23 protein-coding genes are annotated in these 23750 nt (G+C 43.7%); 15 read left to right on the forward strand and 8 right to left on the reverse strand.

Annotated elements, in window-relative coordinates; all coding sequences use genetic code 11:
- Window positions 1–186 precede the first annotated feature (186 nt).
- Complete coding sequence (locus EXA13_RS12385) at window positions 187–1032, reverse strand: Cof-type HAD-IIB family hydrolase (RefSeq protein WP_238133449.1); 846 nt, start codon at window positions 1030–1032, stop codon at window positions 187–189.
- A gap of 109 nt (window positions 1033–1141) precedes the next feature.
- On the reverse strand, window positions 1142–2122 hold the full coding sequence (locus tag EXA13_RS12390; protein ID WP_238133450.1) for an alpha/beta fold hydrolase: 981 nt from the start codon (window positions 2120–2122) through the stop codon (window positions 1142–1144).
- Between the two features lie 254 nt (window positions 2123–2376).
- Between EXA13_RS12390 and EXA13_RS12395 the strand changes: the two genes are divergently transcribed.
- Window positions 2377–3603, forward strand: a complete 1227-nt coding sequence (locus EXA13_RS12395; RefSeq protein ID WP_238133451.1) for an EAL and HDOD domain-containing protein — start codon at window positions 2377–2379, stop codon at window positions 3601–3603.
- 90 nt (window positions 3604–3693) lie between these two features.
- On the opposite strand, the gene EXA13_RS12400 is transcribed toward EXA13_RS12395, so the two are convergent.
- Entirely contained in the window at window positions 3694–4164 is a 471-nt protein-coding gene (locus EXA13_RS12400) for a Dps family protein (protein ID WP_238133452.1), read from the reverse strand.
- A gap of 234 nt (window positions 4165–4398) precedes the next feature.
- Here EXA13_RS12400 and EXA13_RS12405 point away from each other — a divergent pair, with 234 nt between their 5' ends.
- Window positions 4399–5412 carry an acyltransferase gene (locus tag EXA13_RS12405; protein WP_238133453.1) on the forward strand — a complete coding sequence of 338 codons (1014 nt, stop codon included), beginning with the start codon at window positions 4399–4401 and terminating at the stop codon, window positions 5410–5412.
- Here the strand turns inward: EXA13_RS12405 and EXA13_RS12410 are convergent.
- Window positions 5409–5744 (reverse strand): DUF2500 domain-containing protein, encoded by a 336-nt coding sequence (locus EXA13_RS12410; RefSeq protein ID WP_238133454.1) that lies wholly within the window; start codon window positions 5742–5744, stop codon window positions 5409–5411. The two genes, EXA13_RS12405 and EXA13_RS12410, sit on opposite strands and share 4 nt — an antisense overlap.
- Before the next feature lie 219 nt (window positions 5745–5963).
- Here EXA13_RS12410 and EXA13_RS12415 point away from each other — a divergent pair, with 219 nt between their 5' ends.
- Both EXA13_RS12415 and EXA13_RS12420 read left to right on the forward strand, forming a co-directional pair.
- Window positions 5964–6341, forward strand: coding sequence for a DUF4145 domain-containing protein (locus EXA13_RS12415; RefSeq protein WP_238133455.1), 378 nt, complete (start codon window positions 5964–5966; stop codon window positions 6339–6341).
- A 914-nt stretch (window positions 6342–7255) separates the two neighbouring features.
- Window positions 7256–7876 (forward strand): lysoplasmalogenase, encoded by a 621-nt coding sequence (locus EXA13_RS12420; RefSeq protein WP_269136936.1) that lies wholly within the window; start codon window positions 7256–7258, stop codon window positions 7874–7876.
- A gap of 59 nt (window positions 7877–7935) precedes the next feature.
- Here EXA13_RS12420 and rsmD read toward each other — a convergent pair whose 3' ends face one another.
- Entirely contained in the window at window positions 7936–8535 is a 600-nt protein-coding gene (gene rsmD, locus EXA13_RS12425) for a 16S rRNA (guanine(966)-N(2))-methyltransferase RsmD (RefSeq protein ID WP_238133482.1), read from the reverse strand.
- Window positions 8536–8737: 202 nt separating this feature from the next.
- Between rsmD and ftsY the strand changes: the two genes are divergently transcribed.
- The 6 genes from ftsY to glpG all read left to right on the forward strand — a co-directional run bounded on the left by ftsY (window position 8738) and on the right by glpG (window position 14266).
- A complete protein-coding gene (ftsY, locus tag EXA13_RS12430; protein ID WP_238133456.1) occupies window positions 8738–9901 on the forward strand; it encodes a signal recognition particle-docking protein FtsY in 1164 nt (387 codons plus the stop codon).
- Between the two features lie 88 nt (window positions 9902–9989).
- Window positions 9990–10664 (forward strand): cell division ATP-binding protein FtsE, encoded by a 675-nt coding sequence (ftsE, locus tag EXA13_RS12435; protein ID WP_238133457.1) that lies wholly within the window; start codon window positions 9990–9992, stop codon window positions 10662–10664.
- The gene (gene ftsX / locus EXA13_RS12440) at window positions 10654–11628 is read left to right on the forward strand and encodes a permease-like cell division protein FtsX (RefSeq protein WP_238133458.1); all 975 of its coding nucleotides are present in this window, start codon (window positions 10654–10656) and stop codon (window positions 11626–11628) included. The genes ftsE and ftsX overlap by 11 nt, the downstream gene beginning before the upstream one ends.
- A gap of 209 nt (window positions 11629–11837) precedes the next feature.
- Window positions 11838–12695, forward strand: coding sequence for an RNA polymerase sigma factor RpoH (gene rpoH, locus EXA13_RS12445; RefSeq protein ID WP_238133459.1), 858 nt, complete (start codon window positions 11838–11840; stop codon window positions 12693–12695).
- 395 nt (window positions 12696–13090) lie between these two features.
- Complete coding sequence (gene glpE / locus EXA13_RS12450) at window positions 13091–13411, forward strand: thiosulfate sulfurtransferase GlpE (protein WP_238133460.1); 321 nt, start codon at window positions 13091–13093, stop codon at window positions 13409–13411.
- Window positions 13412–13417: 6 nt separating this feature from the next.
- Window positions 13418–14266, forward strand: a complete 849-nt coding sequence (gene glpG / locus EXA13_RS12455; RefSeq protein WP_238133461.1) for a rhomboid family intramembrane serine protease GlpG — start codon at window positions 13418–13420, stop codon at window positions 14264–14266.
- Window positions 14267–14296: 30 nt separating this feature from the next.
- Here glpG and EXA13_RS12460 read toward each other — a convergent pair whose 3' ends face one another.
- A complete protein-coding gene (locus tag EXA13_RS12460; RefSeq protein WP_238133462.1) occupies window positions 14297–14704 on the reverse strand; it encodes a flagellar basal body-associated protein FliL in 408 nt (135 codons plus the stop codon).
- A 166-nt stretch (window positions 14705–14870) separates the two neighbouring features.
- On the opposite strand from EXA13_RS12460, the gene EXA13_RS12465 reads away from it, so the two are divergent.
- Window positions 14871–15410: a chorismate lyase gene (locus EXA13_RS12465; RefSeq protein ID WP_238133463.1), complete on the forward strand. Its 540-nt coding sequence runs from the start codon at window positions 14871–14873 to the stop codon at window positions 15408–15410.
- Window positions 15411–16265 (forward strand): 4-hydroxybenzoate octaprenyltransferase, encoded by an 855-nt coding sequence (gene ubiA, locus EXA13_RS12470; protein ID WP_238133464.1) that lies wholly within the window; start codon window positions 15411–15413, stop codon window positions 16263–16265. It begins immediately after the preceding gene.
- A gap of 71 nt (window positions 16266–16336) precedes the next feature.
- On the opposite strand, the gene plsB is transcribed toward ubiA, so the two are convergent.
- Window positions 16337–18763, reverse strand: a complete 2427-nt coding sequence (plsB, locus tag EXA13_RS12475; RefSeq protein ID WP_238133465.1) for a glycerol-3-phosphate 1-O-acyltransferase PlsB — start codon at window positions 18761–18763, stop codon at window positions 16337–16339.
- A gap of 331 nt (window positions 18764–19094) precedes the next feature.
- Between plsB and lexA the strand changes: the two genes are divergently transcribed.
- The 3 genes from lexA to dinF all read left to right on the forward strand — a co-directional run bounded on the left by lexA (window position 19095) and on the right by dinF (window position 22023).
- Window positions 19095–19718, forward strand: a complete 624-nt coding sequence (gene lexA, locus EXA13_RS12480) for a transcriptional repressor LexA (protein ID WP_238133466.1) — start codon at window positions 19095–19097, stop codon at window positions 19716–19718.
- A 77-nt stretch (window positions 19719–19795) separates the two neighbouring features.
- Window positions 19796–20611: a class I SAM-dependent methyltransferase gene (locus tag EXA13_RS12485; RefSeq protein ID WP_238133467.1), complete on the forward strand. Its 816-nt coding sequence runs from the start codon at window positions 19796–19798 to the stop codon at window positions 20609–20611.
- 65 nt (window positions 20612–20676) lie between these two features.
- The gene (dinF, locus tag EXA13_RS12490) at window positions 20677–22023 is read left to right on the forward strand and encodes an MATE family efflux transporter DinF (protein WP_238133468.1); all 1347 of its coding nucleotides are present in this window, start codon (window positions 20677–20679) and stop codon (window positions 22021–22023) included.
- Between the two features lie 44 nt (window positions 22024–22067).
- On the opposite strand, the gene sthA is transcribed toward dinF, so the two are convergent.
- Window positions 22068–23468 carry a Si-specific NAD(P)(+) transhydrogenase gene (sthA, locus tag EXA13_RS12495; protein WP_238133469.1) on the reverse strand — a complete coding sequence of 467 codons (1401 nt, stop codon included), beginning with the start codon at window positions 23466–23468 and terminating at the stop codon, window positions 22068–22070.
- Window positions 23469–23750: the final 282 nt, after the last annotated feature.

Here is a 23750-nt window from a genome sequence, read left to right on the forward strand (position 1 = left end):
AAACAGAACCTACGGCCAGTTCTATTGACACTTTACGGACAGAAAAGGTTTCCCTTGGGAAGAAGTTCTCAATTATGGACTTTAAGAGGGTGGATATGGTGAAGAGAGAGTTTGGAGGGGTATAGCAAAACGCCCCAAGCAACGTTCAGCTTAACGGATGGGGCGATAACCGAAAATGGTCGCAGCTTATGAGTGGCTTACCGATAGCGGTAGGTGATCTTGTAGATAGTGAGCGACTGCATCATCGGCATGACTGCCAATCACTTCGTTATTGGGTAACGCTCGTAGCACTTTTTCATGTGCTGTTTGCATAACTAAGCCTTTACCTGCCATGGTGAGCATTTCAACATCATTCATTCCATCACCAAATGCGATACAGTCAGCCAGTGATAGCCCTAATGACTCGGCCACAACTTGCAAAGCCTCCCCTTTCGAAACACCAGCTCCCATGACTTCTAAACACCACGGTGTAGAAAAGGCAACACTAACTTGGCCGGCAAAGCGTTGGTTGATCAGCGTTTCAATATGTACGAGCTGCTCGTGATCTTTGCTTTGATTGGTAAAGAAAATTTTTGCGACTCCGTCGGTGGGCGCATGATCCACATCGAAAACCTGATAGGTAAAACCGGAATCTTTATGGAAATTGCGGAGCACTTCATCTTCACGATTCAGTAGCCATTCATCATTACGGTACATATGAATGTAGATGGAATCATCCCCTTTAACCTGATCAATGATTGCTTGAACTTGTTCAGAAGGAACGTTCTTACTGTACATTTCTTGATTGTTTTGGTCATGCACTCTCGCTCCATTAGCCGTGATCATATAGGCTGGAATTCCTGCGATTTCTCGAATTCCCGCGACATCGACATGATGGCGACCTGTCGCAAAAACGAAAGTAAAGCCTTGTTGATGAAGATCGTTGAGTGTCTGTTTTGAAAATGCACTTAGTTGATGATTGGGTGCTAACAATGTGCCATCCAGATCGGAAGCTACAATACGAAATGGTACCGTTTTTTGTTCAGTGGTCATATAACCCTCGTTGTCGCAGGTAAAGTCGCCAAGTAAACGATCTTGGCCAAATAGTGTAAGGGATAATCCGCGAGAAAAAGAGGGTAAAACTCTGGCAGCGCTTTTTCCTCTATTTCGAAGATTGCGAATTAAAGTGAGCGAATAGGGCATCTAATGCCTGATTTCGGTAGCAATCACTCTCAAACAGTAACTCATGCTTTGCTCCATGAATCAGCTGAATTCGGCTATTCGTGTTGGTTTGAGCGAGCTGGGTGATAAAACGAGTTTGAGAAGCATTGCTGACGATCGTATCGCATTCGGCCTGAAGCAGTAAGGTCGGAATGGTCAACTGACGGGTGTCTTGTAAGCACTGCCTAGTGGCTTTTAATCCTTGCCATACCCAGCGAGTACTTGGCCCTCCTAATTTAAGCGCGGGTTTTTGCTCATATAATTCACGAAACCATCGGTAGCGAACCTCGCTATGAGTGAGCGGATTAATGGCAAATGGTTTGGCATAGTAAGGGCCATAACCGGGAGCATAGTGAGGTGTACGGTAGCGGTAAGTGAGCATCCGAGAGAGTGGCTCTGCAATGGCACGTAACTGCCAAGGCATCTGAATACCAAACATTGGAGCGCTTAACACAACGGCATCAAAAGCATGATCCGCATGAGTTTGTAGGTAACGAGTAGCGATAGCCCCTCCCATGGAATGGGCCAATAGATAACGTTGTGCATAGCGCTGTAACTGAAAATGGGAGACCAAGGCCGCTAAATCACGGACGTAATCATCAAAGGTATCGACATGACCTATTTCTTTGTCCTTGAGTAGTCGATCCGATAAGCCTTGCCCTCGGTGATCAAATGAGTAAACGTCATACCCTTGCTGAAAGAGATCATAAAATAGTTCTTGATATTTCCATACCGATTCTAGCCGACCATTCACCACTACGATGGCTTTGGTATGTTGTGGTGAGGTCATCGCACACCAATACAATTGCGTGTTGTCCCATGCTGGGTAGTACGCTTGATGACGGCTCTGCTGCCACCATGGGGTAATGGTTTGTGACATGACTTGTGGAAAGTGGGTTTCTTGGCTGTATGTGTGTGGCATGAATTGGTCTGATCTTCTGACTAAGTTTGGCTCTCAGCGCGATGCTGAACTTCGTTAGAATAAGCGAGTTGCCGAAAATTGCAACGAATAGAGAATCGAGGCTGTGAGATCCCTGAATTGATATTGATTGAAGTTAAGAATTGGCGAAAAATAACCAGAGTTTGGTTTAGTGTTGAGGTATCGGTAAGGTATGATAGGCACAGCGTAAGATCTGAGAGTAATAGGGGTATAAAACAACCATGTTTGAGGGGGCGATGTATACCACCTATGTTGCAAGGCAACCGATTTTTAATGCTAAAAAGCATACACTCGGTTATGAACTATTGTTTCGTGATGGAGAGCGTAATGCGTTTCCTGGCCAAATCGATTCTGATCGTGCAACGTATCGCTTAATTGTTGAAAACTTTCTCGCTGTAGGTACCAACCCTTCGATTGAATACTCCCGTTGTTTTATTAACTTTCCCTATAAAAGCTTATTACGACGCTTGCCACTGACGCTGCCTAAAGAGCAAATTGTGGTGGAAGTGCTTGAAACTTGCCCACCCAGTGATGAATTGTTTGCTGTCATTCAAGACTTAAGCACGCGTGGTTACCTTATCGCATTAGATGACTTTGTTTACAGCCCGGATTGGGAACGTTTCCTACCTTATGTGCATATTGTTAAACTCGATATTATTGCCATGGGGATTGAGCAAGCATGTCACATTGTGGAGCAGAGACTTGCAGCGGGCAGTAAGCGACGATTTTTAGCCGAGAAGGTTGAGACACAAGAACAGTTTGATATGGCCCGCCGTGCGGGCTTTAGTTTCTTTCAAGGGTATTTTTTTAGTAAACCTCAAATTATTAAACAGCGTTATCTCAGCCCAGAACAATTGATTTCGATGCAACTATTTCAAGAGGTGTGTCGTCCCTCTGTCGACTTTGAGCGAGTTGAACAGATTATTTCGCAAGATCTTGCCTTGTCTTATAAATTGTTGCGTTTTGTGAACCGCTTGTCGCCTCGGCTGGCTGTGCCCATTTCCTCTTTTCGCCAAGCTTTGGTCTATCTTGGGCAAGATCAACTGAAGATTTTTGTCTCTTTGGCTGTCGCGTCTTACGTTTCGGTCAAAAAGCCACAAGAGCTTTATAATTTATCTCTGCAACGGGCGCAATTTTGTCAGCTAATGTCTAAGCGAAGACCGTTTAATGAACATAAAGAACAGGCATTCTTAATTGGGTTGTTTTCCGTACTGGACGCTTTACTCGATACGTCATTGGATCATTTGCTTGAGCAGTTACCAGTGGCTCAAGCAATCAAACAAGCACTGAATAAGCGAGAAGGCCCATTTGGTGAATTGCTCAGCCTTGAAGAGTGTTTTGAAAAGGCAGATTGGCAAGGGGTTGAAAACCATTGTCATACTTTAGGTATCGGTGTGGATGAGGTGACGCAAGAGCTCAATGCAGCGCAACGGTGGAGTCAAGAAGTGAGACGTAACCATTAAGCGGAGGGCGGCTGACGGTAAAGAGCCTGTCTTTGGGGAGCTTATACCGCCAGCCTAATGATTAATGATCATTAATCAGTGAAGATGGATTTATTGCAGCCAAGCATTTAGCATCCAAACCAGTTTTTCTTGTTCACGGATATAGTCACTCATTTGAGCACTTGTCCCTTCATCACCCACTTCTGCTGCTAGTGATAAAATAGTTCGTTGCTGAGCAATCAATGAACTAAAGCCATCTAACAAGCCTTGCATGGTGCTTTGGCCATCGGTGGCATTGGTATGTTCTTTAATTTCTGTGGTTGCTAGGTAACTGCTGAAACTGTGCAGGGGTTGTGCACTCAAGGTTAAAATACGTTCAGCCAGTTCATCAATTTTTACTTGTAAGTCGGTATAAATCTCTTCGAATTTGGCATGCAATTCGAAGAATTCTTTACCTTTAATGTTCCAGTGATAACCACGAGTATTCATATAAAATACTTGATAGTTAGCCAATAAACGGTTCAACGATTGAGCGAGTTGTTGGCTTTGGTTGTTGTCTAGGCCGATCAGATTAGTTTTCATACACTCACCTCATTTAAGATTTAAGTTTTTTAAATTAAGTGGATTTCTTTGAAATCGTGTAAACATCATATGCCTGTCATTGTCGACTTTAAAGGGGGTTATGTGCATTGTTTCAATAGGCAATAACTATTAATCTTTGTCACAGAGTAAGAGTTGACGTTGGGCTGGCGATGTTTTTACACAAAGGCCAGTGAGATGGGGTATGGTCGCAGAAGACAAATAAGAGAAAGATTCATGACAAAGCGCGTAATTTTTTTTGACTTACTCCGCTGTGTGGCAGCGTTTGCGGTGATTTCCATCCATGTTCTCGCTCCTTATCGCTACGGATTAGGAGTGATCCCCGATAGCCAATGGATGACAGCAGTAACCATCAATAGTGTGAGCCGCTGGGCTGTACCCGTATTTATTCTAATTTCGGGGGCTTTGATGCTCAGTGATCCACGACCTTTTCAGTGGCGTTATTACCTTCAGCGGCGGCTAGGTAAAGTCTTTATCCCCTTCTTCATTTGGTCGTGTTTCTATGCTTACCTTTCTGGTTGGAGTGCCCGTGGTTTTGACCTTGCTACGGTTTGGCGAACCTTAGTCGCCTTGCCTGAACATGAAACCTATTACCATCTGGGTTTTTTCTATTATTTTATTCCACTGTATTTCATCATTCCTTGCTTACATTGGCTGGTTCAGCGAGTTGATGATGGGTTCTGGTATGTATGGGTGGGAGCGTGGTTGCTAACTACATGGCTGTATTTGTGTGGGATTGATGGTATTTGGAGCCAGCAGTGGTGGCTATTTAGTGGATATTTACCTTTAGGCTACCTACTGTATCAAAAGTTACCCATTAATAAATTTACCGTTTCCGTGGCTATTGGGCTTGGCATCGCCGCACTAGGAATCACCGCGTATTCAGTGATTCAGCTTAGTTTGCAAGAGGCCAGTTATACTGTCGGTCGCTGGTTATCTTATAAAACCCTTAATGTGGTTTTGGCGGCGGTGATGGTTTTTGTCGTTTGTCGAGCTTGGGCTGAGAAACTTCCGTTTGTTCTTAAGACGTTTGTGCGTTTGATCAGTCAGCACAGTTTAGGGATTTATTTATTACACCCTATTTTTCTTTGGCCGATGAAAACTTACGGTTGGTATCAAGGTGATCCACTTTGGGTTATCCCTCTGTGGGTTATTATCAGTGGCGGTGGCGCCTTAGCTATCAGTTATTTGCTCTCTCGTAGTGCCAAAACACGGTGGCTTCTCCCTTAGCGTGTTAATGCAAAATGGAGGAATTTTCGCCCTTGGTAAGTGAGTTCGCCTTGATCTCCCGGGTTTAAGGCATGGAAATAGTGAGGGCCAACTTGGAACTCTCTTTTCGGGCCTAGTGCTCCTTTTTGAACATAGATCCAGTATTCTTGATTTTCTTGGTCTGGTAACGGGTGTGATATTTCGATGATTTGCTTGTCTAAAATTGTGACGATGGCTCGACGTTGTGGAGCTTTTTCACCTTGCATATGACGACGAAAAAATTGGCTAAATAGCCATAATCCGACAATGAGTAAACTGATTAAGCTAATCAATAGTAATAATAGTGGGGACATGGCTTACTCCAACTTGAAGGTTGTAGAAAATCGTTAGCCGTATCTTATGGGCAGTTTGCTGAAATAATCTGTATAAGTTGTCATTATATGACGATATTTTTCGGTTGATCTCACATTTCTCTGTTGATCTTAGGGTTTAATTGGCAAGAAAGTAGCACTTATCTTAATGGGTGGGTGAAAATACCTTAATAGCGTGAGTCGTTAAGCAAGGAGGCAGCAATGTCAGAGATAGAACAAGTCGTATTACGAACGCGAAGACTAGAAACCTTGCTTCGTCAGCAATATCATGCCCAAGGAAAGGGATTACACCAACTGATCTCAAGCTGTGAAGAGCGGTTACCCCACGATATTATCGCAAAGTTAAGATACGTGGCGACTATTCGGAATAAAATTGTGCATGAAGATCATTACCACTTAGAAGATAGGAAGGCATTTTTTAACGTGTGTTGTGAGTGCGAAAAAGTTCTGACGCCTCGCAGCAGCCGTTTTGTATGGCGAGCTGCCCTTACTTTGGTTGCGCTGATGACATTAGCGGCAATGCTTTTTTATTATATTCATTGGGATGAAGTATCAAAGTACCTTCCTAATTCCCTGTAAATCTTGGGGAAGCATGACGGGTGAATGAATCTGTCGATCGTGATAATAAATAAACAAAAAAGGACGCTTTTGCGTCCTTTTTTGTTTATTTACAGCAAATTAGTAAAGTAACGGCAGTGTCATTAAGCCTACGATTACTGCAATCATTACCAATCCCTGTTTTTGAGATGAAGAAATCATAACACTGCTCCTCTGTTTGTTGTCTCATCCTGTTTTGTCAGAATAACACTACTTTATCGCAGTGATCAAGAGGATCGGACTTAAGTCCTTAAAAAATACATTTTGTAGTCGATAATTGTGAGGTTCTGCTAGAGTAAACTATTGATTATGAGCTGTTTATCTCTTGTTCTTTTTGCGTAATTTCAATGCGGTTTTTATTTAACTGGTTGATTTTATTTGGTTTGTTTTGGTTAATTTAATGTTTATAACTTGCCATTATTTGGGTTTTGACCAATGGCTTGGGTGGGTTGTCATTTTTTAGTAAATTCCCATTTTTTAAGAAAATAATCGTTGAATTTCATTCGATCTCATTTTTATTTCTGGTCAGATCAGTTGGTTTTGTTTTTATTGTTGTTTTTATTTTTATTATTCGGTTATTTAGGTATGAGTATTTAAAATTACTACAATATATTTTTAACTTATTGTTTTTTAAGTTTTATTTTTATTTTTATTTTTATTTTTATTGTGTTTTTCTTTGTTTTTGCCATTTTTTGTGTGTTTAAAACGGTGTTTTTAATGATTTTTCTTGTTTTTGCTCTGTTTTGATGGGGAGGTGGGTAAGATATGGTGTGGTGGGGGAATAAAGGAATAGGAGCGATGTAGATTCGCAATCCAGATCCAATTTTTGCAGTTCGTTTCTGGACTTCATCGGTGACAAGCCTACACTGGCGGCAGATTTCACAAGAGGTATCGGCATGTGGAGCTGGATTTCTGTCGCCTTATCGGGGTTTATCAGCATTTCTGCGTTTGAAAACCATAAAATAAAGCAAGCGTTGTTGTTTAAAAATATGACTTCCGCATTATTGCTTATCATGCTTGTCGAGCGAGTTCCCACTTGGCCGACCCCGACAATTTGGGTGGCGCTGGGGCTGATGGTTACTATGTTTGCCGATAGCCTGCATCTACTCGATAAATGGCCAAAAGTCTGTTTTTTTGCATTTTTATCGGCGCAGCTTTGTTATAGCAAAGCATTTTGGATCCAGATCCCCGGAACTATCGTGTGGTGGCTACCCGCCCTGTTGTTGGCGACCAGTGTTGTGGCTTTTTTTCTATTATTACCTCAACTCGATACGTTGATCTTCCCTGTGACCATCATGGGGGGGGTTCTTGTTCAGTTAGCGTGGGCCTCTGGGGAAGTGTGGCTTAAGTTGCCTTCGTGGGGGTCATTAGTGGGTTTTTTGGGGAGCCTGATTCTTATCTTATCCGCTTTATTATTGGCGATTCATGATTATCGGCGTTCTTTACCTTATGGCCAGTATTGGATTTCGGGTAGCTATTGGTTGGCACAAGCTCTCATCGTGGCATCTGTACTTTAACCTTTGTTTACCCAATCACACTTTATCTTGGTGATTGGGCGTGTATTTTGCTTTCAGCTTTATCTCGTGTTACGGATAAAAAGGCGGTAACAGACTTGTCCTGCAATCTTCTCTCTATGTAATTGCCAAGATTCGGGGAAGGTCGTCAGCATTAACTCTTTTTCACTTTCGACGTAAATGAGCGCCTGTTCGGCTAACCAACCTTTCTCTTCTAGCAAGGCGATAGTTTGCTCCAGTAATCCCTGACGAAAAGGAGGGTCAATAAAGACAATGTCAAAAGGGTGTCCGTTTTGTTGAAGATAGGCGACCGCATCGGTATTAATGGCATGAATATTGGTTGCCTTTAAGGTTGCGATGTTGTGGTTGAGCTGGGCATAAGCGGTTGGATTTAACTCCAGCATGGTGACTTGCTCGGCTTGTCGAGAGGCACATTCGAAGCCTAGCCCTCCAGAGCCTGCAAAAATATCCAGACAGCTTGCATGAGCAATATCCTGTGCTAACCAGTTAAACAAGGTTTCCTTTACCCGATCCGTGGTTGGGCGGAGCCCTTGGGCATCATGAACGGGGAGTTTCCGTCCCCGCCAAAGGCCACTAATAATACGAACATGGCCGCTTGGTGAGCGTTTTTGTGATAGGGTTTGCTGGCGAGGTTTTCGCATAGATTTTTTGACCGCTAAATAAGTGTTATTATAGCCAATCTGCTGGTTTCTTAGCGAAAAGCAGAAAGCAGGATTAAATAGAGTGACAAAGTCTACCAAGTGAAGCAAAAAATTTTCACTGCTTTGTCATTTTTCTTTCTCTGGCCCGCAATAATTCGGTTAGAGAAACATTATCGCTTAGTCAGACTCAGGATATTCCCAAATGACGGAAAAAAAGAAGCGTGGCTTATTGTCATGGCTCGGTTTTGGTGATGAACAGCCGAATCAGAATGTATCAACCCCATCAGAAACAGAAGCGACATCGCCCAGCGAATTGACCGAAGAGCCGTTGCCTACCGAGGTTGAAAGTGGTGAAAGGGAAGAACAAACTCTATTAGCCGAAGCCGAAGCCGAAGCCGAAGCCGAAGCGCCAACTCCACGTGTTCAAGAACAAGAAAAACCAACAGAAAGCTTCTTTGTGCGCTTAAAGCGTAGCCTTAGCCGGACGAAAACCAACATTGGTTCTGGTTTTTTTGGGTTGTTTAAGGGCAAAACCATTGATGGCGATCTGTTTGAGGAGTTAGAAGAGCAACTCTTGATGGCCGATGTTGGGATGGAAACCACCCTAAAAATCATTGCCAATTTGACAGAAAAAGCAACGCGTCAGCAATTACGGGATGGTGAAGCACTTTATGCATTACTTAAGCAAGAAATGGCTGAGATTCTGACACAAGTCGATCAACCTTTGGTGATCGATAAGCAAGCAACACCGTATGTCATCTTGATGGTTGGCGTGAATGGTGTCGGAAAAACGACAACCATTGGTAAACTGGCGAAACAGTTCCAAGCTCAAGGCAAGAAAGTCATGTTAGCGGCTGGGGATACCTTCCGGGCAGCCGCTGTGGAACAACTGCAAGTGTGGGGCGAACGCAACCAAGTGCCTGTGATTGCTCAACATACAGGAGCGGATAGTGCTTCTGTGATTTATGATGCCATCGAAGCGGCAAAAGCTCGTGGTGTTGATGTGGTGATCGCAGATACTGCAGGGCGTTTACAAAATAAAGCAAACTTGATGGAAGAGCTGAAAAAAATTGTCCGAGTCATGAAGAAGATCGATCCTCAAGCACCGCATGAAATCATGCTGACATTAGATGCAGGGACTGGGCAGAATGCGATTAGCCAAGCGAAGCTCTTCAGTGAAGCAGCCCCATTAACAGGTATCACTCTGACTAAATTAGATGGAACGGCAAAAGGTGGTGTGATCTTTGCTATTGCCGATCAATTCACGATTCCTATCCGTTATATCGGTGTTGGGGAAGGGATAGATGATTTACGCCCATTCTCAACCCAAGAATTTATTGATGCTTTATTTAGTCGAGATGAATAATACGCAGCGAGAATTTTAGCAGTAACTTTAACCTTAGCATGCGAGCAATCACGATGATGTTCTCATGTGCTTAATAGGGGAATAACGGGTGATTAAGTTTCAACAAGTCAGTAAAGCCTATCGAGGTGGTCGCCAAGCGCTTCAGAAAGTTGATTTTCATTTGCGTCGAGGAGAAATGGCTTTTTTAGGTGGCCATTCAGGCGCAGGGAAAAGTACCTTACTGAAATTGATTTGTGCAATTGAGCGGCCAACCGATGGTAAAGTCAGCTTTAATGGGCACGATATCACCCGTATTCCGAATAAAGACATTCCCTTCCTACGGCGTAATATTGGTATTGTTTTTCAAGATCATCGACTGCTGATGGATCGTTCAGTTTTTGATAATGTGGCACTTCCGATGCGCATTGAATCTATCTCAGAGCAAGATGTGAAACGGCGCGTCTCTGCGGCTTTAGATAAAACCGGTTTACTCGATAAAGCTCGCTGCTTACCCAGCCAGTTATCAGGTGGAGAACAGCAACGTGTGGGGATTGCCCGAGCGGTAGTTAACCGACCAACCTTATTGCTGGCTGATGAGCCGACCGGAAACTTAGATCCTGAGTTATCGAATCGTATTTTACGTTTATTTGAAGAATTTAATCGAGCTGGCGTGACCATTTTACTCGCCACTCATGATATTAATTTGGTGCACTCTCGTCCCCAGTACCGCCATATGGAACTCAACCAAGGTTTTTTGAGTGAGGTAGAAGAATATGGCCTCTAAAATAAAAATGAGTAAAGCTAAAGCGAGTAAGCCGCGTGGGCAACAGAGAGCACAGCGAGACTCGTTTTTTTCTATTCATGTAAAACAGTCCAAAGCTGCTTTTTCGGCATTATGGCAACGCCCACTAGGAAATATTTTAACCTTAGCGGTGATCTCGATGGCATTGGCTCTACCTGCCAGCTTGTACTTACTGACCAAAAACATCGCTTCCGTGGCGGTAAATGTAGCAAGTCCATCACAAATCAACCTGTACATTCAAGAAGGAACGCCTGAGCCTCGAATTATGGTGTTGAAAGACCTAATTGAAAGTCGTCGTGAAGTGGCAACGGTTGAGTATATTTCGCCCCAACAAGGGCTGGCTGAGCTCAGCCAATACGCCGGTTTTGATCAAGCAATCAGCTTATTGGATGAATACGCTTTACCTGCCGTATTGGTTATCTCACCGAGCGTTGATGATAATCAGCTTATCAAGCAGCTTGCTCAAACTTTGCGGCAGGAGGAGAACGTCACAGATGTTCGTTTAGATGAAGACTGGCTCGCTCGCTTGGATGCGATTCGACATCTTGCCATCATTGTGGTCGTCAGCCTTTCATTATTAATGTTTTCATCGGTTTTTCTTATTGTCGGCAATACCTTGCGTTTTAATGTGCAAGCCAATAAAGATGAAATTCAAACCATGAAGTTGATCGGTGCAACCGACAGCTATATTTTGCGGCCTTATCTCTATTCTGGAATGTGGTTAGGCCTATTGGGGTCATTATCTGCATGGTTAATGACCGCTTTAATTACCGTTGTACTCAATGGGGCTGTTGCTGAATTAGCCGCTTTGTATGATAGCCGCTTCCGGTTAATTGGCTTAAATTGGGATGAGTCATTACTGTTATTGATGCTAGGCACTTTTTTAGGATGTATTGCTGCACACCTTTCTGCGAAACGGCATTTAAAAGAAATTGAACCTGTTTAAATGGATAGGGTCTACTTATAGCAGTAAAAATACTTGCTATGTGCGTGTCTGCCATTTTTATTGAATGGAGAGAGGCTTACAGAAGTTGAGTGTTTTTTCTTGAGTGTGACTTGCAAATGATCGGTAATCAACACTTGAAACCTGTTCATTTTGAGTTCAAGATTGATAGGTTAAAAATAACTCCAGATCAGAGATTGATGAGGATTTGAATGACTAACCAAGCGTATCCAATGGCTCTCGTTTCACAAGATAGCTTAGATAGCTACATCCGTTCAGTAAACAGCTACCCAATGCTGAGTGCTGAAGAGGAGCGTGAACTGGCTGAGCGATTACATTACTCAGGTGATCTTGAAGCGGCGAAAACACTGATTTTATCGCACCTTCGATTTGTTGTTCATGTTGCTCGTGGTTATTCCGGTTATGGTTTGCCAATGGCTGACTTGGTCCAAGAGGGCAATATCGGTTTGATGAAGGCGGTAAAACGTTTCAATCCAGAAGTTGGCGTTCGATTAGTTTCTTTCGCAGTTCACTGGATTAAAGCTGAAATCCATGAATATGTACTACGTAACTGGCGTATCGTAAAAATTGCGACGACGAAAGCACAACGTAAACTGTTCTTTAACCTACGTAAGTCGAAAAAACGCTTAGGTTGGTTTAACAATGGTGAAGTGGAAACCGTAGCCCGAGAGCTAGGCGTTGAACCGTCAGACGTTCGTGAAATGGAATCTCGTTTAGCGGCTCAAGATGCAACGTTTGAATTTTCAGCTGAAGATGATGATAACCCGAATGCTTATACTGCACCGATGCTGTATTTAGAAGATAAGCAGTCGGATATCGCTGAAAATATTGAAGCCCAAAACTGGGAAAATCATACGAATCAGCGTTTGAGTTTTGCTCTGGCGAGTCTAGATGAACGAAGCCAACATATTGTACGTTCTCGTTGGCTAGATGATCAAAAAGCAACCTTACAAGAGCTTGCAGATCAATACCAAGTTTCTGCTGAACGTATTCGTCAGCTAGAGAAAAATGCGATGAAAAAACTCAAAGAAGCGGTAGGCGAGTTTTAGTTTAAGCGTTTCGCAGTATCATCTTCATAAAGCCGGGATCGAGAGATCTCGGCTTTTTTATTACTCGATCCTAAAGCAAGATCGTGAGGTGAAATTTTCTGTGGATAACTCTGTGACAAAATTATTTGCTAACTGTCATCAATAGGGGTAAATAAAGGGCTGAACGCTGTTTTTTATTTGGGGATATGTTTTTGTTACTCACAGTAAAGTAAAGATCATTACAAGATGTTGTGGATCGAATTTTCTCAATACACCTTATCAACGCAATCCACAGAATTATCCACAGTTGGTGGAAAAGCGATCAGTGGTGGATAACCTTAATCTCTCTGTGTACTTGTTACATGTGAGTTAGGTTACAATGTGCGCTATAAAACAAAGGCTCAACGAGAAAAATTATGGACCAATTTCAACATATTGATGTGATGGGTGCGCAGCGATTACTGGAGCAGTTAACGGTAAGACTTGTGGATATCCGTGATCCGCAATCTTTTGCGCTCGCTCATCCACCGCAGGCATTTCATTTGACGAACGATTCAATGATCAATTTCATGAATGAAACGGATTTTGAACAACCTGTTTTGGTGCTTTGTTACCATGGAGTGAGCAGTCAAGGCGCTGCACAATACTTGGTTAACCAAGGTTTCGAACAGGTGTATAGTATTGATGGCGGTTTTGAAGCTTGGCAACGGGCCGGTTTACCGATAGAAACGAGTTAATCTACGATGATAAAATTGATCACCCTGAATAATCCCCGTATGGCACAGTCTTTTATTGATTACATGGCTTCACGGCAGATTGATGTAGAGATGAAGCTCGAAGAGGGGGATCAATTTTCTTTATGGTTGGTGGAGGAGCAGCATTGGGCGGAAGTTGAAAGTGAATTAAAGCAATTTTTACATTCTCCTCAAGATAGAAAGTATCAAGCCGCCTCTTGGCTTGTCGCAGAGACGCGACGACCTCAATTTTCTTACACCTCTCCTAGCCTTGTTTCATTAATTAAAGCTAAAGCCGGCCCAGTTACCTTATTTGTGATGCTGGTTTGTAGCATTATTTTCATTTTTCAGCAGTTCGGGCTCGCTCAACAGGTTTTTTCTGCTTTACATTTTCCTGCCTTTGTCGGGCAACAATGGCAGTTATGGCGTTGGTTTAGTCACGCTTTGCTGCATTTCTCTGTTTTACACATCGCCTTTAACTTACTGTGGTGGTGGCAGTTGGGAGGGGATATTGAAACTCGACTGGGAAGTGGAAAGATTCTCCAACTCTTTTTGATCTCTGCGGCTTTATCTGGTGCTGGACAATACTGGGTGGAAGGCGCGAATTTTGGCGGCTTGTCTGGGGTTGTGTATGCGTTGGTCGGCTATTTGTGGATTCTAGGCTGGCGAGCTCCAGAGCTTGGATTAAGTATGCCTAAACCTTTAATCGCTTTTATGTTGGTTTGGTTGATATTGGGATTTGTGCAACCTTTTATGGCGATTGCCAATAGTGCGCATCTTGCTGGGCTGGTGAGTGGTGTCTTGTTAGGGGTGTTAGATATCGAACGATTGAGAAAGTCTCATCAAAAGCATCAGTAGCCTGCTTTTGATGAGTGAGTGTGCTTGAGTCTACTGGTAGATATACTTAGTAAACAGTAGGTCTGCGATAAGCGTGCGCCCAGTTTCTGGTAGTAAAATATTATTTAACTGCTCAACTAGGGTTTTACGGATGTTTTCTCGTCCTGCCAAAGATTTAATGGAGTCTTCACTCTGTTTGCCCAGCAACTCGATAACGGCATCTCGAATCAAGGGTTGATGCAGCTCGATTAAAGGAAGATCTTCATTATTAGCGACCATGATATCAATTCTGACTTGGATATAGCCTAACCGCTTACCTTTGGTATAGAAGTTAGTGGTAAGATCTGGCTCAAGAGTAAAGTAAGCCAATTGGGGTTTATTTTCTTCTGTTGCCGAAGTGGGGTAAGAAGTTAGCAGGCCAAAGGCTAGCATTGTTGGGACTAAATAACGTTTAAGCATATTTGTGCCTGTTCTTTGTTCTGTTCACGATATTCGAATCGCCTGAGTCTTGTTACAATAGCGCATCTGATTGTAAATAAAATGCTTAATTAGAGCTTAAACACAAGTCGTGTCGCTGTATTCGAGCGTTATTGTATGATGGTTAAGCATTATATTGAATACTAGTATGAAGAGAATAACTCCGCTCTATCTTTCTGCGTTACAGCAAGTAAATTGGAAAATGCCGACAGAATTTCGCTATCCAAGTGAGATAGCAAAGTCTTGGCTACTCGAACAGGGCTCATTATCTCACCTGATGAGTCAGTACTGTCAAACGTTACAAGTCAATTTTTGTCAGCATCAGTGGGCTGAACCTGAACGGCTTGAGGTCGATGAACTCGCTTTGCTGTCTCAAGAGCGTTGTTTATTACGGCAGGTCGTGTTATCGGGGGATGGCTTTCCTTGGGTTTTCGGCCGAACCTTGATTCCTCAATCATCATTGCAAGATCAACCTATCGATCTCACTTTACAGGGAAAGGTTCCTCTTGGCTTAACTGTTTTCAGTAGCGACAATGTCGACCGTGATGCATTACAAATCGGTTGGGCGCAAACTCACCAAGGGCCATTGTTGGCTCGTCGCTCACGCTTGTGGATGAATCATAAACCGATGTTAGTGGCTGAATTATTTCTTCCGGATTGCCCGGTATACACTAAGGAGAGTGTGTAAATGACCGTAGCAAAAGCTCGCGCCTACTGGCAGCTAATGCGTATGAATCGGCCGATTGGCTCGTTGTTATTATTATGGCCAACGGTATGGGCATTGATTTTGGCAGCGCAAGGGATTCCTGACATTAAAGTGTTACTGGTATTTATTGTCGGAGTGTTTTCCATGCGCTCAGCTGGCTGTGTGATTAATGATTTTGCTGATCGTCATGTGGATGGGCATGTCAAACGGACAGCTCAGCGACCTCTGCCTGCGGGTATTGTGACCGCTCAAGAAGCTATCATTCTTTTTATTAGTTTGGTTTTATTGTCCTTTTTATTGGTTTTGACCATGAACCCGCTCACGATCAAGCTCTCTTTAGCAGGAGTCGTGTTGGCGTTTATTTATCCTTTTATGAAGCGGTATACGCATCTTCCCCAGTTTTTTTTAGGGTTGGCGTTTAGTTGGTCTATTCCGATGGCTTGGGCTGCTCAAGCCAATGAATTACCTATGGTCGTTTGGTTTGTGTTTACCATTAATGTCATTTGGACCATTGCGTATGATACTCAATATGCGATGGTCGATCGTGATGATGATTTAGTGATTGGAGTAAAATCTACCGCTATCTTATTTGGTCGTTTTGATAAAATGATCATCGGCTTTTTACAACTGCTGACCGTTGTTTTGCTGATGATGCTCGGTTATTACTACCAGCTGGGGCATAGTTATTACTGGGCGATTTTAATTGCTTGCGGCTTATTTGTTCATCAACAACACTTAATTCGACACCGTGAGCGTATGCCGTGTTTTCAAGCCTTTCTGAATAACAACTACGTTGGTATGGTGGTTGCGGTGGGGTTATTCTTTTCTTTTTTATAATCTTACTTGACTGAAAATGACTAAGGCATCCTTCTGGATGCCTTAGTGTTTCGGTGTACACTTATTTTCGATTACCACTCAACTTGATAGATACTTTCTTGAATAGTGAGCCGAACTTCTGGATAAAGCATGGCATATAAAGCCTGTGCAAACTGCTCAGTTTGTTCTAAGTGGCAGTGTCCGTCACTTTCTAGATAGCCTTGCTGAGTTAACGTTACAAAAAGGGCAGAGAACACGCCTTTATCAAAAAACTCAGGCGCATTAATACCGTGTAATCGGCCTAGACGTTGAGCGATCTCTTGGCTCTTGCTTTCTAAGTCGGTTTTATCCAGTTCAGGATTTGCCACCAGTAGGTTTAAAGCAATAGCGTAACGCTGCAATGTTTCTAGAATGGTTCTACCAAGCAGCATCAATACTTGCGTCTGCGCTTGGTTAATCGTCACCATTTTGTCCTGTTGGCTAATCATTTGTTGAGCTTCTAGCTCCGCAAGATAGTGTTCAACCACTTGGCCGAGTTCCTCTTCTTGGTAACTTAAAAAGAGTTCTTGCTTAAGGAATGGGTAGACTTGTGCCACGTTATGTTGGATAGCCTCTACTGACATCTGCTGTTGACGGATCAGCATCTGAGCAATTAACGAAGGCAGAGCAAGTAGGTGAATAATATTGTTCCGATAGTAAGTCATCAGAATTGATTGATTTCGATCGAGGGAAATAATGTCTCCCATAGTATCGGTTTCAACTAAGAACTTATCCAAAGATTCTGCATGTAAGACCAATTGCTCCGCACTTTCATTCGGGACAGTGAAGGTTTTAGAGTACGGTACATGACGCAGTAGCGATAAATAACAATCTATCTGCTTAACTAGGTTATCCCTTGCAAGCGCTCGTTGGCGAGAAGCCAGCAAGGCTGTTGCACATAAGGTCATTGCGTTTGCGGCGGCGGCATCGTTAATGTGAGTCATCATTTTGGTTGCCAGTTGATTAACCACAGGGGTCATCCATTGTGGTTTACTGGCTCCCATCGGGTCGATCGCTTGTGTCCATTCTGGTACTTGCTCATTCAGAAACTGATTAAGCGGAATCGGTTCACCAAAGTTGACGTAACCTTGTCCAAAATTACGTAATTTACGCAAAGTGCGGAAAACTAGCCCCGCATTCTCTTTCTCTTTACGTTTGCCTCGTAGCTCTTTTGCATAGGTGCCCACTTCCATGACGTGCTCATAACCGATATAGACTGGAACCAGCGTGACAGGGCGGTTCAGGCCACGTAGCATGGCTTGAATGGTCATTGCGAGCATACCGGTTTTTGCTTGGAGTAAACGCCCCGTTCTTGAACGGCCACCTTCACTGAAATATTCCACGGAATAGCCTTTTGCAAACAGTTCTGCCAAATATTCGCGGAAAATGGTGGAATAGAGTTTGTTGCCTTTGAAGCTACGACGGATAAAAAAGGCACCACCACGGCGGAAAATGGGGCCAGCAGGGAAGAAATTTAAGTTAATCCCAGCTGCAATGTGAGGGGGAACCATACCTTCGTGATAAAGCACGTACGAGAGTAGTAGGTAGTCCATGTGGCTTCGATGGCAAGGCACATAGACAATTTCATGACCATCTTGCGCCAGTTTTCGTACGGTGGCGGCGTTATTAATGTTTAAGCCTTGATAAATACGGTTCCACAACCAGCCCAGAACTCGGTCACCTTTTTTGACTAAGGAATAGGAGAAGTCAGCGGCAATCTCATCGAGCATGTTATGGGCTTCTTTACGAGCTTTTTCTATGGAAATCTTTTTACTGCTCGCTTCATCGGTAATGGCTTTCTCGATAGCGGGGGAGTGCATTAACCGTGCAAATAATTGATGACGCTGGGGAAGATTAGGCCCTGAAGCTGCCAGCTTTTGACGAGAAAAGTGGATCCGAGCGACGCGTGCCAATTTATGTGCTATCGAACTATCAGTACCGTGAGTATCGGCCATATAGCGCAGTGAAACCACAGGGCTAAAACGCACTAAGCAATCTCGACCTGCCAGTATGACGGCTTTGGCTTTTTGTGGGCCATTCAACGCCTGTAAATACGGTTTCTCACGTCCTTCTTTGCCCGGCTTACGTCCCCATAAAACGGTGGCTGGAATCATCTGAACATCCAGCTCAGAATCTAGCTGATGCAGGCTAAGGAGTTCCGTAAACGTTGTGATTGATTCACTGGGGACGTGATGATCATCTTGTAATAAAGTAGGGCGCGAGGAGATGAAAACATAACGTTTCAACGGGTGCCCATTGATAACCAGTGGTTCTAAAGGATCGGGTAAGCCTGCATGGCGAGCATGGGTCTGTAATGTGAGCAAGTCAACATTAGAGCGAAATGGCAGTGCATAGACGACAGGTTTGTTAAGGTCGATCGTCAAGTCATCAACAGGGTTTGACGGAATAGCGGTTCCCTTAACCAATACCGAAAGTGGTAATTTCAGTAGGGAGCGTGAAAATGAGTGTCCGGAAGACATAAGAGTTCAAGGCCTCAAGAATACATACAAACACTTAAACGGTTCACTTTTGTGCTGTAATTCGGTGACAGTGCAAAAGGAAGGCGTTTAAGTCGGTGTCTTTTTTGAACCGCAAGAATACCAGAAACTGGTCAAACCTTTTAATAATATTGCTTAACATAACGTCATTTTATCGATGTAGTGATGATTTCTGTAGCTATCATCTGAGAGAGGGAAGGTACGCAATAGCAAAGGGGGCGGTTGGAATGAATCAAAAAATCATCAATCTGGATTGCTTTTCAATAATTACTGGATATACTCACAGTTAACTGTATAAAAAGACAGGTGAATTATGAAGCCGTTAACGCCACGCCAACAACAAGTTTTCGATTTAATCAAAAGTAAAATTGAAGATACAGGCATGCCCCCCACTCGAGCTGAGATTGCTCGTGAACTGGGTTTTCGTTCTGCTAATGCGGCGGAAGAACACTTGAAAGCGCTTGCTCGCAAGCAAGTGATTGAAATTATTCCGGGCGCATCACGTGGCCTCCGAATTTTGTTGGGAGCGAATGATGAGGCTCAGGAGGAAGGTTTGCCACTCATTGGTCGTGTCGCTGCCGGAGAGCCTATTCTAGCGCAAGAGCATGTTGAAGCACATTACCATGTTGATCCAAGTATGTTTCGCCCTCAAGCTGATTTTTTGCTGCGTGTTCAAGGCGAAAGTATGAAAAATATTGGGATTATGGATGGCGATCTCCTAGCTGTTCATAAAACTCAAGATGTTCGCAATGGGCAAGTGGTTGTGGCTCGGGTTGAGGATGATGTAACGGTCAAGCGGCTAGAACGTAAGGGCGCGAAAGTTTTTTTGCATGCAGAGAATGAAGCCTTTTCACCCATTGAGGTTGATCTCACTTGTCAGGAATTGGCTATTGAAGGTGTGGCGGTCGGTATTATCCGTAATACAGACTGGATGTAAGCTCCTTTTCCTAAGTCAACACGCTTGCCAATCTAATTGATATTCATTATCATCTTCTTTGTGGTGTCATAAGGAAGATGATCATGCCCTCTAAAAAGACAGATTCATCCGGTTATCAAGTTCCTCCTCGCTTGCTGCAACCGCTTTGGTTACGTAGCCGAGAAAGCTTGGTTGACGATGGCTTGGTTTATGATCCCATGGCCACCAGTGCTTGTCAGCGTTGTCATTTAGCCCCTGAGTGTTTGGCTGGTGATATCCACCAAAAACAGCTGTTACACGTCACATTAACGCGTCTGTGCGATCAACAAATTCACCAATTCCTTAAACATTACCCCGATGGTTGGATAGTCAACGTTGGTGCTGGGCTTGATACCCGTTTTTACCGCATTGATAACGGTCGTTGTCATTGGTTGGAAGTGGATGTGAGCGAACATCTTCTCTGGCGACAAAAGCTGTTTCACCGTAGTGAACGTTATCAACATTGCTGCGGCAGTGTGGAGAGTATCGATTGGTTGGAATCTTTACCGGTTCCTGAATCGGCTCCTGTTTTTATCTTATGTGAGCAAGCGTTATTAGATTGCCATGCTCAGCAAGTCGCGCGTTTTATTCGTTCGATTGGACTGCATTTTGCCCATGCGCAGGCGTGCATTATTTTAGCTGGGGATAAAACGGGTTCGCGCTTAGGGCAAAAAATGGGGTCGGACATATACCAACATGGGTTTGTTCACCCAGAACAGGCGGTATTACATTGTTTACCATGGGCAGATAATGTAACCATGCTTTCCCCTCTCGATCGTGATTGTGGGCGTTGGAAATTATGGCAACGTTTTGTGAGTAAGATAGGTTATCTAAAACAGCGTTTCACTCCCGTCGCTATCCTTGTCCGTTGGTAGTGCTTTCATAGCTGCCACGGTAAATTTTCGTTACACTGATGCCTTCCTTTTCTGAGGGCTATGGCGTGCAATCCATCATTCAAATATTGTCTAATCGTTCGCTTCATCGGCAGGTTTTACTGCTGTCTATTCCTATGGTGCTATCAAACATTACTATTCCGCTGTTAGGCCTAGTGGATGCGGCGGTGATCGGCCATTTACAGCATGCTTGGTATCTGGGTGGGGTGGCTTTAGGCAGTACCTTGATCAGTGTTACGTTTTGGTTGTTGGGTTTTTTACGTATGTCAACGACAGGATTAACGGCCCAAGCGTATGGTGAGGAGAATACACAGCAATTGGCACGAGTCTGGTTGCAGGGCACTCTGATGGCATTGGGGTTTGCAACGCTATTTTTACTTATTCACCGTGGCTTAGGTACGGCTATTTTTTCGTTTAGCGATGCCAGTGAACAGGTAAAAACTTATGCACAGCAGTATTTTTTTATTCGTGCTTGGAGTGCTCCGGCAGCATTAATGAATTTTGTGTTATTGGGGTGGTTACTGGGAACGCAAAATGCTAAAGCACCGATGTGGATGGTGATTATTACCAACCTTACCAATATTGGGTTGGATGTGTTGTTTGTATTGGGGTTCGGTTGGAAAGTGCAAGGGGTCGCCATTGCATCCGTGATTGCTGACTATGTTGGAATGAGCTTTGGGCTGTTATGTGTTTGGCGATATTGGTGCGCGAAATCTTTGCCATCACCATGGTCTTTGTTGGCGAAAGCATCACAGGGGATGAGTCGCTTTATTCGCCTTAACCGTGATATTTTTCTCCGTTCGTTGTGCTTGCAAGCGGTGTTTAGTTTTATGACTTTCCAAGGGGCTGCATTCGGTGATCAAGTCGTGGCCGCCAATGCGGTATTAATGAGCTTTCTGATGATGATCTCCTATGGCATGGACGGTTTTGCTTATGCAATGGAAGCGATGGTCGGCAAGGCGATCGGAGCCAAAAGCCAGCAACAACTTAAGGCCTCTATTATCGGTAGTACTTTCTGGAGCCTGATGATTTGTTTAGGGTTAACGTTATTATTTTCAGTTGCAGGGGCATGGCTGATTAGCCTGATTACGAGCATTGAAGAAGTGCAGCAAATGGCGAGGAATTTTCTACCTTGGTTAGTAGCGATGCCGTTAATTTCGATGTGGTGCTTTTTATTGGATGGTATTTTCATTGGGGCAACAAAAGGAAAGGAAATGCGTAATAGTATGTTCGTTGCTGCGCTTGGCTTTTTTCTCCTCTTCACTCTACTTTCTGATTGGCAGAACCATGCTTTGTGGCTCTCAATGTTATCTTTTATGGCGTTACGTGGAATGACACTAGGCTGGGTTTTGATATGGCAGTGGCGACAAGGGCACTTTTTTGCAAAAGGATAAAGACGACTCCCCCGAGCGATGTAAGAACGCTCGGGGAACCTTCGTTAAAAGAGTCGATTGAGGCCATTGAGCGCGGCAACACGATACGCTTCTGCCATGGTGGGGTAATTAAACGTAGTATTGACGAAATACTCAATGGTATTGGCTTCTCCTTTTTGCTCCATTATCGCTTGGCCGATATGAATGATTTCTGCTGCCCGCTCGCCAAAGACGTGAATGCCTAAAATTTCCTTTGTTTCTCGATGGAATAAAATTTTCAGGCTCCCAATATCTTTACCTGAAATTTGCGCCCTAGCGAGGTGCTTAAAAGAGGATCGGCCAACTTCATAAGGAATTTTGGCGGCAGTGAGTTCTTGCTCGGTTTTCCCCACTGAACTGATTTCAGGAATGGTATAAATTCCGGTTGGAATATCTTCAATTAATTTATTACTGGCATGCCCTTGCGTGATGGCTTGCGCCGTAAAGCGGCCTTGATCATAGGCCGCGCTAGCAAGGCTTGGATAACCGATCACATCACCAACGGCGTAGATATGGTCGATATCGGTTTGGTAATTATTGTTAACGGTTAACTGGCCACGTGAATCTGGGGTTAGCCCAACAGAAGAGAGGTTCAACTGGTCGGTATTACCAGTTCGTCCATTGGCATATAACAGGCAATCGGCTTTCATTTTTTTACCAGACTGCAAGTGAACAATGACGCCATCACTGGTACCTTCGACTTTCTGATAGGTTTCATCGTTACGGATGACAACACCACTGTTCCAGAAATGATAAGAGAGAGCATCTGAAATTTCATTATCTAAAAACGCGAGTAATCGATCTCGTGTGTTCACTAAATCCGTTTTCACCCCGAGACCTCGGAATATGGAGGCATATTCGCAGCCGATTACCCCAGCACCGTAAATAATAATATGTTTGGGATCATGCTTGAGATTGAGAATCGAATCACTGTCATAGATACGAGGGTGGCCAAAGTCAACATCACTGGGTTGGTAAGGGCGAGAACCCGTTGCAATTACAAAGGTATCAGCTTGGTACTGTTCCACACTGCCATCCTCTTTACTGACAGCAACGGTATGAGGATCAGCAAATTGAGCGGTTCCAAAAATGAGAGTGCAGTGATTTCGATCATAAAAGCCCTGGCGGAGCCGGGTCTGTTTATCGATCACCGATTTTGCATGGCTAAGAATAGAGGAAAAGTTAGCAGAGAGGCTGGTGTTGTTTTTGCAAAAGAGTGGGTTACGGTTGAATTCAATAATTCGACTGACAGCATGACGTAATGCTTTTGATGGAATGGTCCCCCAATGTGTACATCCGCCGCCAACACTGCTCTCTTTCTCGATAATGGCGACATTCATTCCCGCTTTTGTTAAGCCCATGGCGGCCCCTTCTCCGCCGGGGCCACTGCCGATTACGATGACGTCAAAGTGGTGATTCTGTGCCATAAGTGGTCCTTGTTATCAAGACTTGGTATTACTGTAGCAAGATTGTAATGGATTGACTTGATAGGTAAATCTAATTGCTTTCATAGAGTGCCAAGGATCACGTGCTTTAATAAAAAAGAGCAATCGACACCGATTTCATTCGATGAAATCCGCTTATGTTAAAGAGGTGTATGGTTGTCGAACTGATGGAGGTGCGCGCGATGAGTGTGGTTAGTGATATGCAGTCAATAGAAGGTGATGAGAGAGTCGACAAGACTTTGTCTTGCGTTATAGTATTGAGTT

The organism is Vibrio cincinnatiensis (assembly GCF_022113815.1).
GTDB lineage: Bacteria > Pseudomonadota > Gammaproteobacteria > Enterobacterales > Vibrionaceae > Vibrio > Vibrio cincinnatiensis_A.